Source organism: Burkholderia sp. Bp9090 (assembly GCF_003857985.1).
In the GTDB taxonomy this organism is placed as follows: Bacteria; Pseudomonadota; Gammaproteobacteria; order Burkholderiales; family Burkholderiaceae; genus Burkholderia.
Map to the genome: position 1 here is coordinate 39,998 of NZ_QTPV01000033.1, position 14,041 is coordinate 54,038.

11 protein-coding genes are annotated in these 14,041 nt (G+C 68.4%); 5 read left to right on the plus strand and 6 right to left on the minus strand.

The features are described 5' to 3' along the window. Positions 1 to 40 precede the first annotated feature (40 nt). The 4 genes from glcE (at position 41) to proC (ending at position 4,346) form a co-directional block, all read left to right on the plus strand. The gene (glcE, locus tag DIE16_RS25510; RefSeq protein WP_124571186.1) at positions 41 to 1,129 is read left to right on the plus strand and encodes a glycolate oxidase subunit GlcE; all 1,089 of its coding nucleotides are present in this window, start codon (positions 41 to 43) and stop codon (positions 1,127 to 1,129) included. 290 nt (positions 1,130 to 1,419) lie between these two features. Continuing rightward, complete coding sequence (gene glcF / locus DIE16_RS25515; protein WP_044844030.1) at positions 1,420 to 2,646, plus strand: glycolate oxidase subunit GlcF; 1,227 nt, start codon at positions 1,420 to 1,422, stop codon at positions 2,644 to 2,646. A 138-nt stretch (positions 2,647 to 2,784) separates the two neighbouring features. After that, positions 2,785 to 3,483 (plus strand): YggS family pyridoxal phosphate-dependent enzyme, encoded by a 699-nt coding sequence (locus tag DIE16_RS25520; RefSeq protein WP_124519959.1) that lies wholly within the window; start codon positions 2,785 to 2,787, stop codon positions 3,481 to 3,483. 50 nt (positions 3,484 to 3,533) lie between these two features. Continuing rightward, positions 3,534 to 4,346, plus strand: coding sequence for a pyrroline-5-carboxylate reductase (gene proC / locus DIE16_RS25525; RefSeq protein ID WP_124487970.1), 813 nt, complete (start codon positions 3,534 to 3,536; stop codon positions 4,344 to 4,346). A 102-nt stretch (positions 4,347 to 4,448) separates the two neighbouring features. Here the strand turns inward: proC and ubiA are convergent, their stop codons facing one another. From ubiA to recG, 6 genes are all read right to left on the minus strand, one after another. After that, positions 4,449 to 5,321, minus strand: a complete 873-nt coding sequence (gene ubiA, locus DIE16_RS25530) for a 4-hydroxybenzoate octaprenyltransferase (protein WP_124487971.1) — start codon at positions 5,319 to 5,321, stop codon at positions 4,449 to 4,451. 297 nt (positions 5,322 to 5,618) lie between these two features. Beyond that, complete coding sequence (dpsA, locus tag DIE16_RS25535; RefSeq protein ID WP_044844027.1) at positions 5,619 to 6,107, minus strand: non-specific DNA-binding protein DpsA; 489 nt, start codon at positions 6,105 to 6,107, stop codon at positions 5,619 to 5,621. A gap of 120 nt (positions 6,108 to 6,227) precedes the next feature. Continuing rightward, a complete protein-coding gene (locus tag DIE16_RS36740; RefSeq protein ID WP_185500316.1) occupies positions 6,228 to 6,383 on the minus strand; it encodes a hypothetical protein in 156 nt (51 codons plus the stop codon). A gap of 104 nt (positions 6,384 to 6,487) precedes the next feature. Beyond that, the gene (gene katG / locus DIE16_RS25540) at positions 6,488 to 8,674 is read right to left on the minus strand and encodes a catalase/peroxidase HPI (protein WP_124893650.1); all 2,187 of its coding nucleotides are present in this window, start codon (positions 8,672 to 8,674) and stop codon (positions 6,488 to 6,490) included. A 552-nt stretch (positions 8,675 to 9,226) separates the two neighbouring features. Continuing rightward, positions 9,227 to 10,186: a hydrogen peroxide-inducible genes activator gene (locus DIE16_RS25545; protein WP_009689274.1), complete on the minus strand. Its 960-nt coding sequence runs from the start codon at positions 10,184 to 10,186 to the stop codon at positions 9,227 to 9,229. 137 nt (positions 10,187 to 10,323) lie between these two features. Then, on the minus strand, positions 10,324 to 12,672 hold the full coding sequence (recG, locus tag DIE16_RS25550) for an ATP-dependent DNA helicase RecG (protein WP_124529738.1): 2,349 nt from the start codon (positions 12,670 to 12,672) through the stop codon (positions 10,324 to 10,326). 167 nt (positions 12,673 to 12,839) lie between these two features. Here recG and queA point away from each other — a divergent pair, with 167 nt between their 5' ends. Continuing rightward, positions 12,840 to 13,907 (plus strand): tRNA preQ1(34) S-adenosylmethionine ribosyltransferase-isomerase QueA, encoded by a 1,068-nt coding sequence (gene queA / locus DIE16_RS25555; RefSeq protein ID WP_124893651.1) that lies wholly within the window; start codon positions 12,840 to 12,842, stop codon positions 13,905 to 13,907. Positions 13,908 to 14,041 lie beyond the last annotated feature (134 nt).

A 14,041-nucleotide genomic window follows, 5' to 3' on the forward strand; every position in this document is an offset into this window, starting at 1 on the left:
CGGTACAATCGACCGGACAACAACGAGGCAGCAATACAACATGGAAGAGGACGACATCGTCGCCGGATGGGCCGAACGCGTCCGCGCCGCCAGTGCCGACGGCCGGCCGCTGCGGATTCGCGGCGGCGGCACCAAGGACTGGTACGGCCAGGCGCTGGACGGCGAAATACTCGACACGCGTGCGTTTCAGGGCGTCGTGTCGTACGACCCGGCCGAACTCGTCGTCACGGTCCGCGCGGGCACGCCGCTCGCGCAGCTTGAAGCCGTCCTCGCCGAGTGCGGCCAGATGCTGCCGTTCGAGCCGCCTCACTTCGGCCGCGCGGCCACCGTCGGCGGCTGCGTCGCGGCGGGCCTCGCGGGGCCGCGCCGCGCGACCTGCGGCGCGCCGCGCGATTTCGTGCTCGGCGTCACGCTGATGAACGGCCGCGGCGAAGCGCTGCGCTTTGGCGGGCAGGTCGTGAAGAACGTCGCCGGCTACGACGTGTCGCGGCTGATGGCCGGCTCGCTCGGCACGCTCGGGCTGATGCTCGAGCTGTCGATCAAGGTGCTGCCGGTGCCCGTCGCCGAAGTCACGCTGAAGTTCGAGATGACCGCGACCGACGCGGTGCGCAAGCTCAACGAATGGGGCGGCCATCCGCTGCCCGTCAGCGCGAGCGCGTGGCGCAACGGCACGCTCGTGCTGCGGCTGTCGGGCGCCGAGGCGGCCGTGAAATCGGCGAAGACGCTGCTCGGCGGCGAAGTCGTCGACGCGGTCGAGGCCGAGCGCTTCTGGGCCGGCGTGCGCGAGCACACCGACCCGTTCTTCAACGGCATCCCGCCCGGCTATGCGCTGTGGCGGCTCGCGCTGCCGTCGATCACCGAACCGATGCACCTGCCCGGCACCCAGCTGATGGAATGGGGCGGCGCGCAGCGCTGGTGGATCACCGACGCCGACGCGCAGACGGTGCGCATGAGCGCAAAGCAGGCCGGCGGCCATGCGACGCTGTTCCGCGCGGGCGAGTCGTACGACCGCAGCGCGGGCGTGTTCACGCCGCTGCCCGCGCCGCTGATGAAGATTCACCGCGGGCTGAAGGCTGCGTTCGATCCCGCGCGCATCTTCAATCGCGGCCGGCTTTACCCTGATCTTTAGGGTCTGTTTATATATGGAACGCACATGCGAATGCCCGAAATCGCGCGTAGGGCAAGAAGTGAGGAGCGCCGTTTGGCCGAGCCAAACAAGCGACGAGCGACGCCGCCATACGGGCGATTTCGGGCATTCCCGTGGAATGAATCTTTTGATTAGGGGTTGCCACGAGAACGGCCGCTCGCCGCGTTGCGCTCCTTGCGAATACGCCAGTATTCGCGGCGTCACGCGCCTCGCGAGCGGCCGTTCTCGTGGCAACGCATGCGCGTTCCATATATAAACAGACCCTAAGATCGATGCAAACGAACCTCGCCGATTTCATCCGCAATACGCCCGACGGCGACGAGGCCGACGCGATCCTGCGCAAGTGCGTGCATTGCGGCTTCTGCACCGCGACGTGCCCGACCTATCAGCTGCTCGGCGACGAACTCGACGGCCCGCGCGGCCGCATCTACCTGATCAAGCAGATGGTCGAAGGCGCGCCCGTCACGCGCAGCACGCAGCAGCACCTCGACCGCTGCCTCACCTGCCGCAGCTGCGAGACGACCTGCCCGTCGGGTGTCCAGTACGGCCGGCTCGTCGAAATCGGCCGCAAGCACGTCGAGGCGCAAGTGCAGCGCCCGGTGCAGCAACGACTCGTGCGCCGCGTGCTCGCCAGCCTCGTGCCGAACGCGGCGCTGTTCTCGCCGCTCATGCGGCTCGGCCAGCACATGCGGCCGCTCTTGCCGAAACGGCTGCGCGACAAGGTGCCGCCGCGCACGCGGCTGCTCGAATGGCCGCAGCGCCCCCATTCGCGCAAGATGCTGATGCTCGCCGGCTGCGTGCAGCCGTCGATGCTGCCGAACATCAACATCGCGACCGCGCGCGTGCTCGACGCGCTCGGGGTCGAGACGATCGTCGCGCCCGACGCGGGCTGCTGCGGCGCGATCCGCCTGCACCTGAACTATCACGACGAGGCGCTCGACGACGCGCGCCGCAACATCGACGCGTGGTGGCCGTACGTCGAGCAAGGCGCCGAAGCGATCGTGATGAACGCAACGGGCTGCGGCGCGACGGTGCTCGAATACGCGCACCTGCTGCGCGACGATCCGGCCTATGCGGAGAAGGCGCAGCGCATCGTCGCGCTGACGCGCGACATCTCCGACGTGCTGCTCGCGTTCGAGGCCGAGATCGCGACGCTCGCGCGGCGCCGCGCGATCCATACCGTCGCGTACCACCCGCCGTGCACGCTGCAGCACGGCCAGCAGTCGCGCGGCAAGGTCGAGCGCCTGCTCGAGACGCTCGGCATCGACGTGCGGCTGCCGGCCGACAGCCATCTGTGCTGCGGCTCGGCCGGCACCTATTCGCTGACGCAGCCGTCGCTGTCGTACCGGCTGCGCAAGCAGAAGCTGCTGAAGCTGCAGGCACTCGAGCCGCAGATGATCGTGTCCGGCAACGTCGGCTGCATCGCGCACCTGCAAAGCGGCACGCAGATTCCGGTCGCGCACTGGATCCAGCTCGTCGAACATCTGCTGTACGGCTGACGCGGATGGCCGGCCCCGCCGGCGCCCCGTCCGTATAATGGGCGAACCGATGCGGCGCGTGCCGTGCCGCATCCGCTGCCGCATTCGTCACCGCATTCGTCGCCGTACTCGCTTCCCGTGCCTGCTTCCGTGCCCGTCATGTCCGATTTCGCCGTCCGTCTCGATTCCGTTCACCGCCGCATCGCCGACGCCGCCCGCGCGGCCGGCCGCGATCCCGCCACCGTCTCGCTGCTCGCCGTGTCGAAGACGTTTCCCGCCGACGACGTGCGCGCCGCGCATGCGGCCGGCCAACGCGCGTTCGGCGAGAACTACGTGCAGGAATCGATCGACAAGATCGACGCGCTCGCGGATCTGCGCGCCGCGCTCGAATGGCATTTCATCGGGCCGCTGCAATCGAACAAGACGCGCCCGGTCGCCGAACGGTTCGACTGGGTCCATTCGGTCGACCGGCTGAAGATCGCGCAGCGCCTCGCCGAACAGCGCCCCGCGCACCTGCCGCCGCTCAACGTATGCGTGCAGGTGAACATCAGCGGCGAGGCGTCGAAGAGCGGTGTCGCGCCGGCCGACGTGGCCGACGTCGCGCGCGCGGTCGCCGCGCTGCCGGCGCTGCGCCTGCGCGGCCTGATGGCGATTCCCGAGCCGGCCGGCGATATCGATGCGCAACGCGTGCCGCATCGCGCGCTGCGCGCGCTGTACGACGCATTGCGCGCCGACGGCCTGCCGCTCGACACATTGTCGATGGGCATGTCCGCCGATCTCGAGGCCGCGGTGCTCGAAGGCGCGACCATCGTGCGCGTCGGCACCGCGATCTTCGGCGCCCGCGATTATTCGCACTGAGCGCCGCCCTTTTCCGCCTTCCCGTTCACTCACTTGCTCAATTCGACACCATGAAAATCGCATTCATCGGCGGCGGCAACATGGCCGCGGCCCTGATCGGCGGCCTGATCAAGCGCGGCGTCGCCGCTGACGGCCTGTATGCCATCGACGTCAACGAAGACGCCCGCGCGCGCACCGCGCAGCAGTTCGGCATCCGCACCGGCGCGGCCGTCGACGCGACGCTCGCGGACTACGACGCGATCGTGCTCGCGGTGAAACCGCAGGTGCTGAAGGACGTCGCGCAGGCGCTCGCGCCGCACTTGAAGTCGCAGCTCGTGATCAGCATCGCGGCCGGCATCCGCGGCACCGACCTCGCCCGCTGGCTCGGCGACTACGCACGCGTCGTGCGCACGATGCCGAACACGCCGGCGCTGGTCGGCATGGGCGTGACGGGCCTCGCCGCGCTGCCGGGCGTCGACGCGGCCGGTCGCGAGCTCGCGTCGAACGTGCTCGGCGCGGTCGGCGAGATCGTCTGGTTCGACGATGAAGCGCAGCTCGACGCGGTCACGGCGATCTCGGGCAGCGGCCCGGCGTACGTGTTCTATTTCATCGAAGCGCTGCAGGAAGCCGCGCGCCGCCTCGGCATGAACGACGAACAGGGCCGCGCGCTCGCGGTCGCGACGTTCGCGGGCGCCGCGCAACTCGCCGCGCAGTCGGGCGAACCGGCGAGCGTGCTGCGCGAGCGCGTGACGTCGAAGGGCGGCACGACGGCCGCCGCGCTCGCGTCGTTCGACGCGCAAGGCGTGAAGGAAGCGATCGTGCGCGGCGCGCTCGCGGCCGAGGCACGCGCGAAGGAAATGGGCGACGAGCTCGGTCGCGCGTAAGCGCCGCGTCATCGGCCGGGCTTGCCCGGCCGCGCCAACAAAAAAAGCGGCCGCGGCCGCTTTTTTGTTGGCATCGCGCGCCGGCGAGGTGCCCGTACTGCTTCAGTTGGCAGCCGGCCCCGCCAGCAGGTAATGCACGGCGATCCCCGCGAACAGCACGCCGCCGAGCCAGTTGTTGTGCCGGAACGCCGCGAAGCACGGCATCCGCTCGCGATCCTTGATCAGCGTGTAGTGATACAGCGCGCAGCCGACCGCCGCGGCCCAGCCGGCCCAGTACGCGAGACCGAAGCCGAGCGTCACGCCGATCCACACGTAGATGCCGAGCGTCACCGCATAGCACGCCATCACGGCCGCGACGTCGAAGCGGCCGAACGTCAGCGCGGACGTGCGAATGCCGATCTTGATGTCGTCGTCGCGGTCGACCATCGCGTATTCGGTGTCGTACGCGACCGACCAGAAGATGTTCGCCACCAGCATCACCCACGCGAGCATCGGCACCGTGTCCTGCACGGCCGCGAACGCCATCGGGATGCCGAAGCCGAACGCGATGCCGAGATACGCCTGCGGAATCGCGAAGAAACGCTTCATGAACGGGTACGAGCCGGCGACGAACAGCGCGACGACCGACAGCTCCTTCGTCAGCGTGTTGAGCGGCAGGATCAGCAGGAACGCGATGAACGACAGCACCACCGCGATCGCGACGGCTTCCCATGCGCGGATCTTGCCCGACGTCAGCGGCCGGTCGGCCGTGCGCTTCACGTGACGGTCGAAATCGCGGTCGGCATAGTCGTTCATCGCGCAGCCGGCCGAGCGCATCAGCAGCGTGCCGAGCGCGAAGATCACCAGCAGCGGCCAGCGCGGATGACCGTCCGACGCGATCCACAGTGCGTTGAGCGTCGGCCAGAGCAGCAGCAGGCTGCCGATCGGCTTGTCCATCCGGACGAGCCGCAGATACAGGGGAAAGCGGGCGAGCATGGCGAACCACCGGGAAGAGAATCCCGGCATTTTAGAGCCGAGCGGCGGTTCGCGTCATGTCGGGACGGCCCGCAGCCGGGTGCGGCGGCGCGCGCGCAGGCTGCCCGGGCCCGCTGCACGCGGCCGAGCAGCCGCATACGTCGATCAGGGGACAGATGCATGGGCGGTGCGCAGCCCGCCCTGCCGACATTCGATGCCGATGCAGGCAATCCGACCCCGCTTCGACTTCGGGACACCGCCCGGTTGCCGATCACCCGCTGACACCGGCCGCACGACGCACGGCCGGTCACCCCGGATTCAGGCAAGCAGCGACCGCAGCATCCACGCAGTCTTTTCATGCGTCTGCAGGCGCTGCGTCAGCAGGTCGGCGGTCGGCTCGTCGCTCGCCGCATCGGCGATCGGGAAGATTTCGCGCGCGGTGCGCACGACCGTCTCGTGCCCTTCGACGAGCTGGCGGATCATCTCTTCGGCCGCCGGCACGCCGTTCGCTTCCGGCACCGACGACAGCTTCGCGAAATCCGCGAACGTGCCCGGCGCGACGACGCCGAGCGTGCGAATGCGCTCGGCGACCAGGTCGACCGCGAGCCACAGTTCGTTGTACTGCTCTTCGAACATCAGATGCAGCGTGTTGAACATCGGCCCGGTGACGTTCCAGTGGAAGTTGTGGGTCTTCAGGTACAGCGAAAACGTGTCGGCGAGCAGACGCGACAGGCCGTCCGCGATCTTCTTGCGGTCCTTGTCGCTGATGCCGATGTTGATCTGCGTGGCGTTGCCTTTCCTGGCCATCTTCGGGACTCCTCATTCGAAATGTTGAACCGGCGAAAACGCGTCGAGCAATCCGCATGCCGCGCCGTGCGGCATCCGTTCGCGACGTGCCAGTCTAGCGCGGCGCGCGATTCGCTGCGCTCAGCCGCCGGCGCTCGACACGAGCGGTGCGAGCGCGTGCAGCGCCTGCGCGACCAGCTCGGCCGCACCGCCGATGACGATCGCGAAACCGACGATACGGCGCGCCAGCTCGGCCGGTGTGAACGCGGCGCGCATGTTCAGCATCATTTGCGTCATGGTCGTCACTCCTTCGACAAGACCTTGAATCGGAAGAAAAAACGGCCGGTCGTGCGACCGGCCGTTTCACGTTACAGCGTGACTGCGTCAGCGCATCGCGACTTTCACGCGAGGTCGAAGCGGTCGAGGTTCATCACCTTGTTCCAGGCCGCGACGAAATCGCGCACGAACTTCTCGTGCGCGTCGGCGCTGCCGTACACCTCGGCCAGCGCCCGCAGCTGCGAGTGCGAACCGAAGATCAGGTCGACGCGCGTGCCGGTCCACTTGACCTGGCCCGTCGCCCGGTCGCGCCCTTCGAACACGTCGTTCGCGGCCGACACCGGCTTCCACTCCGTGCCCATGTCGAGCAGGTTCACGAAGAAGTCGTTGGTCAGCGCGCCCGGACGATCGGTGAACACGCCGTGCTTTGCGTCACCGACGTTCGCGCCGAGCACCCGCAGGCCGCCGACGAGCACCGTCAGCTCCGGCCCGCTCAGCGTCAGCAGCTGGGCCTTGTCGACCAGCAGCGCCTCGGCCGGCGTCTTGTACGCGTGCTTCAGGTAGTTGCGGAAACCGTCCGCAACCGGCTCGAGCACGGCCATCGCCTCGATGTCGGTCTGCTCTTGCGACGCGTCCATCCGGCCCGGTGCGAACGGCACCGTCACCGCGACACCCGCGTTCTTCGCGGCCTGCTCGACGCCGGCTGCACCGGCGAGCACGATCAGGTCGGCGAGCGACACCTTCTTGCCGCCCGTCTGCGCATCGTTGAACGCCTTCTGCACGCCTTCGAGCGTTTCGAGCACCGCGGCAAGTGCCGCCGGCTGGTTCACTTCCCAGTCCTTCTGCGGGGCGAGGCGGATGCGCGCGCCGTTCGCGCCGCCGCGCTTGTCCGAACCGCGGAACGTGGAAGCCGACGCCCACGCGGTCGACACGAGCTGCGCGACCGACAGCCCCGACGCGAGCACCTTCGCCTTCAGCGCCGCGACGTCGGCGGCGTCGATCAGTGGGTGGTCGACGGCCGGGATCGGGTCTTGCCACAGCAGTTGCTCGGCCGGCACTTCCGGGCCCAGATAGCGCGCACGCGGACCCATGTCGCGGTGCGTGAGCTTGAACCAGGCGCGCGCGAACGCGTCGGCGAACTCGGCCGGGTTCTCGTAGAAGCGGCGCGAGATCTTCTCGTAGGCCGGGTCGAAACGCAGCGACAGGTCGGTCGTCAGCATCGTCGGGCGATGCTTCTTCGCCGGATCGAACGCATCGGGAATCACCTCGTCGGCGCCCTTCGCAACCCACTGGTGCGCGCCGGCCGGGCTCTTCGTCAGTTCCCATTCATAGCCGAACAGGTGCTTGAAGAAGTCGTTGCTCCACTTCGTCGGTGTCGACGTCCACGTGACTTCGAGGCCGCTCGTGATCGCGTCGCGGCCCTTGCCCGATGCGTACGTGCTCTTCCAGCCGAGGCCCTGCTGCTCGATGGCCGCCGCTTCCGGCTCGGGGCCGACGTTCGTAGCGGGGCCGGCGCCGTGCGTCTTGCCGAACGTGTGGCCGCCGGCGATCAGCGCAACCGTCTCTTCGTCGTTCATCGCCATCCGCGCGAACGTCTCGCGGATGTCGCGGGCCGCCGCGACCGGGTCGGGGTTGCCGTCGGGGCCTTCCGGGTTCACGTAGATGAGGCCCATCTGCACGGCCGCGAGCGGGTTCTCGAGATCACGGTCGCCCGAGTAACGGCTGTTCGGGCCGCCGCTCAGTTCCAGCCAGATCTTTTCCGAACCCCAGTAGACGTCGTCCGGTTCCCATGTGTCGACGCGGCCGCCCGCGAAGCCGAAGGTCTTGAAGCCCATCGATTCGAGCGCGACGTTGCCGGTCAGGATCAGCAGGTCGGCCCACGAGATGTTGCGGCCGTACTTCTGCTTGATCGGCCACAGCAGCCGGCGCGCCTTGTCGAGGTTGCCGTTGTCCGGCCAGCTGTTCAGCGGGGCGAAGCGCTGTTGCCCGCCGCCCGCGCCGCCGCGGCCGTCGGCGGTCCGGTACGTGCCGGCGCTGTGCCAGGCCATCCGGATGAACAGGCCGCCGTAGTGGCCGAAGTCGGCCGGCCACCAGTCCTGCGACGTGGTCATCAGCGCATGCAGATCGCGCTTCACCGCCGCGAGGTCGAGCTTCTTGAACGCTTCCGCGTAGTCGAAATCCTTGTCCATCGGATCGGACAGCGCCGAGTGCCGGTGCAGGATGTTGAGATTGAGCTGGTTCGGCCACCAGTCCCTGTTCGACGTGCCGCCGGCCGCCGTATGGTTGAACGGACACTTCGATTCGGTCGACATGCTTTTTTCTCCTTTGCTTGACTCGTAAGCCCCCACTTGCCGGGCGCGGTTCATGGAGCATTGCGGGGGGATGAAACGGAACAGGTTGATCCTGTCGTACTACGGGGTGTCAGGCCGCGCGGCCTTCGATGCGGGTTGCGGGACTTCGGACATGCAACGCTCCCTCATGGCTGAACGGCGGTGAGTCGGGGAACACCGAACCTGCATGCAACGGCACTCATCCGCCATACGTACGGTCCGCCAGGTACGCGAACGCAATCGGGCGCAGGCTCCGGGCCGCGGCCCTCGCACGATTGACGACCTCGTCGCGCGACGGGATGTTCCGCTGCGCGTGCTGCAGTACCGACCGCATCATGACATCCTCCTTTGACGCTTGCATTCAACGTGCGAATCGAACCGCCGATCCGACGCAATCCATGGAAATGATTCTAATTACGTCTATCGATAATTTGAATTTAATAAATTTCATCTATTCGATAGGCAAAAATAAACGGGGTCGCCAGACCCCGTTCATCCGCCTGCCTCGGGAGCACTGCTCCCTGATCAGTTCACTCAGTTCATCGTCGCCGGCATGTCGAGCTTCGCGACGCCCGGCAGCTCGCACGCGGCGATCGCCTCGCTGATCGCGTCGATCGCGGGCATCCGCGTGAAGCTCTTGCGCCACACCAGCACGACGCGGCGATCCGGCACCGGTTCGTTGAACGGCACGTACGACAGCAACTCGGCGTCGGGGCCGTTCGCGCGCGGACCAACCTCGGCGACCGACATCCGCGGCAGCACCGTGATGCCGACGCCGCTCGCGACCATATGGCGAATCGTTTCGAGCGATGAGCCCTCAAAGGTCTTCTGGATGCCGTCGGCCGTCTGCGAGAAGCGCATCAGCTCCGGGCACACGCCGAGCACGTGATCGCGGAAGCAATGGCCGTTGCCGAGCAGCAGCATCGTTTCCTGCTTCAGGTCCTCGGCGTCGATCTCGTCGCGCTTCTCCCACGGATGGCCGGCCGGCAGCGCGACGACGAACGGCTCGTCGTACAGCGGCCGCACCATCAGGCCGGTTTCGGGGAACGGCAGCGCCATGATCGCGGCGTCGATCTCGCCCTGCTTCAGCAGTTCGAGCAGCTTCAGCGTGTAGTTTTCCTGCAGCATCAGCGGCATCTGCGGCACGCGCTGGATCATCTGCTTGACGAGCGTCGGCAGCAGGTACGGCCCGATCGTGTAGATCACGCCGAGCCGGAACGGGCCGACGAGCGGGTCCTTGCCCTGCTTCGCGATCTCCTTGATCGCGAAGGTCTGCTCGAGCACGCGCTGCGCCTGCGTGACGATCTGGTCGCCGATCGGGGTCACGCTCACCTCGCTCGCGCCGCGCTCGAAAATCTGCACGTTGAGCTCGTCTTCGAGCTTCTTGATCGCCACCGACAGCGTCGGCTGGCTCACGAAGCACGCTTCGGCCGCGCGACCGAAGTGCCGTTCGCGCGCGACCGCGACGATGTATTTCAATTCAGTCAGGGTCATTGTGGGTCAATCAGGGATATACAGGCGATAGGTTTAATTTATACACCCGTTGGCACCGGTTCGCCAAGTTTCTCTGTATCGCAACACGCCGAATCAGCGCTGCATGGCGGTTTTAAATCCGACCCTGAATGCGCGAATCAGGCCTTCAGATATTGCTCGCGCGCGCCGAGCCAGCGGGCGAGATGCTGCGTGACCACGTCGGGATACGCGGCGATCAGCCGCGCCGCCGCGTCGCGGGCCGGATCGATCAGCCAGCCGTCGGTCTCGAGGTTCGCGAAGCGCAGCATCGCCGCGCCGGACTGGCGCGCGCCGAGGAATTCGCCGGGGCCGCGGATCTCGAGGTCGCGCCGCGCGATCTCGAAGCCGTCGGTCGTCTCGCGCATCGTCTTCAGCCGCTCGCGGCCGGTCAGCGACAGCGGGCCCGTGTACAGCAGCACGCACACCGACGCCGCGGTGCCGCGCCCGACGCGGCCGCGCAGCTGGTGCAACTGCGCGAGGCCGAAGCGCTCCGCGTGCTCGATCACCATCAGCGAGGCATTCGGCACGTCGACGCCGACTTCGATCACGGTCGTCGCGACGAGCAGCTGCACGTCGTTGCGCGTGAAGGCCTCCATCACGGCCGCCTTGTCGGCCGGCGACAGCCGCCCGTGCACGAGCCCGACCTTCAGCTCGGGCAGTGCCGCGGCCAGCGTTTCATAGGTTTCGACGGCCGTCTGCAGCTGCAGCGTCTCGCTCTCCTCGATCAGCGGACACACCCAGTACACCTGGCGGCCGGTCAGCGCGGCCTCGCGCACGCGGGCGATCACCTCCTCGCGCCGCGCGTCGCCGACGAGGCGCGTCAACACCGGCGTGCGGCCCGGCGGCAGCTCGTCGATCGTCGACACCTCGAGGTCCGCGTAATACGTCATCGCGAGCGTGCGCGGGATCGGCGTGGCCGACATCATCAACTGGTGCGGCTGGAAATCGCGCGCGCCGTTGGCCGCGTTCGCGGCCTTCGCGCGCAGCGCGAGACGCTGCTCGACGCCGAAGCGGTGCTGCTCGTCGACGATCACGAGGCCGAGCCGCGCGAATTCGACGGTGTCCTGGATGATCGCGTGCGTGCCGATCACGAGCTGCGCGGTGCCGAGCGCCGCGGCCTCGATCGCCGCGCGCTTCTCCTTCGCCTTCAGGCTGCCCGCGAGCCATGCGACCGTGACGCCGAGCGGCTCGAGCCATGCGCGCAGCTTGCGCGCGTGCTGTTCCGCGAGGATTTCGGTCGGCGCCATCAGCGCGGCCTGGTAGCCGGCGTCGATCGCCTGCGCGGCCGCCAGCGCCGCGACGACCGTCTTGCCGCTGCCGACGTCGCCCTGCAGCAGCCGCTGCATCGGGTGCGCGAGCGTGAGGTCGTGCGCGATCTCGTCGACGACGCGCGACTGCGCGCCCGTCAGCGTGAACGGCAGCGCCGCGTAAAGGCGTGTGGTCAGCGCATCGGCATCGGTCGCGGCGCGACGCGGCATCGCGGGCGCCGCGCGCGTGCGGCGCTCCTCGTGCGCGCGCTTGAGCGACAGTTGCTGCGCGAGCAGCTCCTCGAACTTGATGCGGGTCCACGCCGGATGCGAGCCGTCCATCAGCGCGGCTTCGTCGGAATCGACGGCCGGGTGGTGCAGGATGCGCACGGCCTGCGCGAGCGTCGGCACGCCGAGCGGCTTCAGGTAGTCGCGCTCGATCTCGGGCGGCAGCAGCTCGGGCAGCGGCGTGCGCTCGACCGCGTTCTCGATCGCCTTGCGCAGATACGCCTGCGACACGCCGGCCGTGCTCGGATAGACGGGCGTGAGCACCTGCGGCAGCGGCGCATCGGCCTCGACGACGCGCACGGCCGGATGCACCATCTCCATCCCGAAGAAGCCGCCGCGGACGTCGCCGCGCACGCGCAGCCGCTGGCCGACGGCCATCTGCTTGACCTGCGAACCGTAGAAATTGAGGAAGCGCAGCACGAGCTGCTCGCCGTCGTCGTCCTGGATCTTCACGACGAGCTGCCGACGCGGCCGGTACGCGACCTCGTTGTCGAACACGACGCCTTCGGTCTGCGCGATGCCGCCCGGCAGCAGTTCGCCGATCGGCGTGAGCGTGGTTTCGTCTTCGTAGCGCATCGGCAGATGCAGCACGAGATCGATCGAGCGCGTGAGGCCGAGCTTCGCGAGCTTGTCGACGGTCTTCACGGGTTTGTCGGCGGCCGGCTTCTTCTTGCGTTTCGCACCGGATGGTCCCGCTGCGCCCGCTTCACCCGCTTCGTCACCGCCCGCGCCCGGTTCGGCGTCGGGTGCGGCAGCGGCCGGCTGCGCGAGCCGCCCGTCGGCACCGCGCTTCGGGCCCGTGCGCCGCGGCGCGATACCGCGTGGTGACTCGTGCTCCCCCGCGCTGCGCGCGGGTAACGCGGCATCGTCCGCGTCGAACGGATCGGCGGAATCGGCAACGGCGGCGGTGGAACGGCGTGGTGACACAGGCATCGGATCGTCTGGGTGCTTCGCAAGGCAAGTACAATAGCGGCTTTCACGTCGTCCGAACGAACGACGCCGGCCAGGCCGCGCATCCCGCCATCATAGCGGCTCGCGCGCCCCATTCATGCGTTTCCGCCTTGTCGGCGGCGCCCGCCGGCCGTTTCGAACCAGCCCGCATGTTCACGCTTTCCGATTTCGATTTCAATCTGCCTCCCGAGCTGATTGCGCAAACCGCGCTGCCCGACCGTACCGCGAGCCGCCTGCTCGAGGTCGACGGCACCGTCGAGCCCGCGCGCCTCGTCGATCGCCGCTTCGCCGAGCTGCCGTCGTGCATCGCGCCCGGCGACCTGCTCGTGTTCAACGATACCAAGGTCCTGAAGGCACGCTTCTTCGGCCAGAAGGCCAGCGGCGGCAAGATCGAGGTACTGATCGAGCGCGTGACCGGCACGCACACCGCGCTCGCGCAGATCCGCGCGAGCAAGTCGCCGGGCGCCGGCACGACGCTGCGCCTCGCCGACGCGTTCGACGTGACGGTCGGCGAGCGCGTCGAGCCGTTCTTCACGCTGATCTTCCCCGAGCCATGCCTCGACCTGATCGAGCAGTTCGGCCGCCTGCCGCTGCCGCCCTATATCGAGCACGATCCGGACGCGACCGACGAAACTCGCTACCAGACCGTCTATGCGAGCAATCCGGGCGCGGTCGCCGCGCCCACGGCCGGGCTCCATTTCGACCAGCCGCTGCTCGAGAAGCTCGACGCGATGGGCGTCGAGCGCGCGACGCTGACGCTGCACGTGGGCGCCGGCACGTTCCAGCCGGTGCGCGTCGACAACATCGCCGAGCACAAGATGCACAGCGAGTGGTACGACCTGCCGCAGTCGCTCGTCGACAAGATCGCCGCGACCCGCGCGCGCGGCGGCAACGTGATCGCGGTCGGCACGACCTCGATGCGCGCGCTCGAAGCCGCAGCGCGCAGCGCCGACGCAGCCGGCCGCCCGCTCGCGGCGACGCAGGCCGAGACCGACATCTTCATCACGCCCGGCTATGCTTTCCGGATCGTCGACCGGCTCGTCACGAACTTCCACCTGCCGAAGTCGACACTGCTGATGCTGGTGTCGGCGTTCGCGGGCGTCGAGACGATCCGCGCCGCGTACCGGCACGCGATCGACGCACGCTACCGCTTCTTCAGCTACGGCGACGCGATGCTGCTCACGCGGCGCGACACGCCGGAGGCGCCGCGCGCGTAAGCGCGGCAGGTGCGAAGACACGCCGGCCCGCGACCGCGCCGTCGCGCCGTTGTCCCCGCGCCGTCGCCCCCGTTTTGCTGCGGTACGCGCTACGATGGCGCGCACCCGCTTTTCCCCGCCGCCGGTTGCCCGGC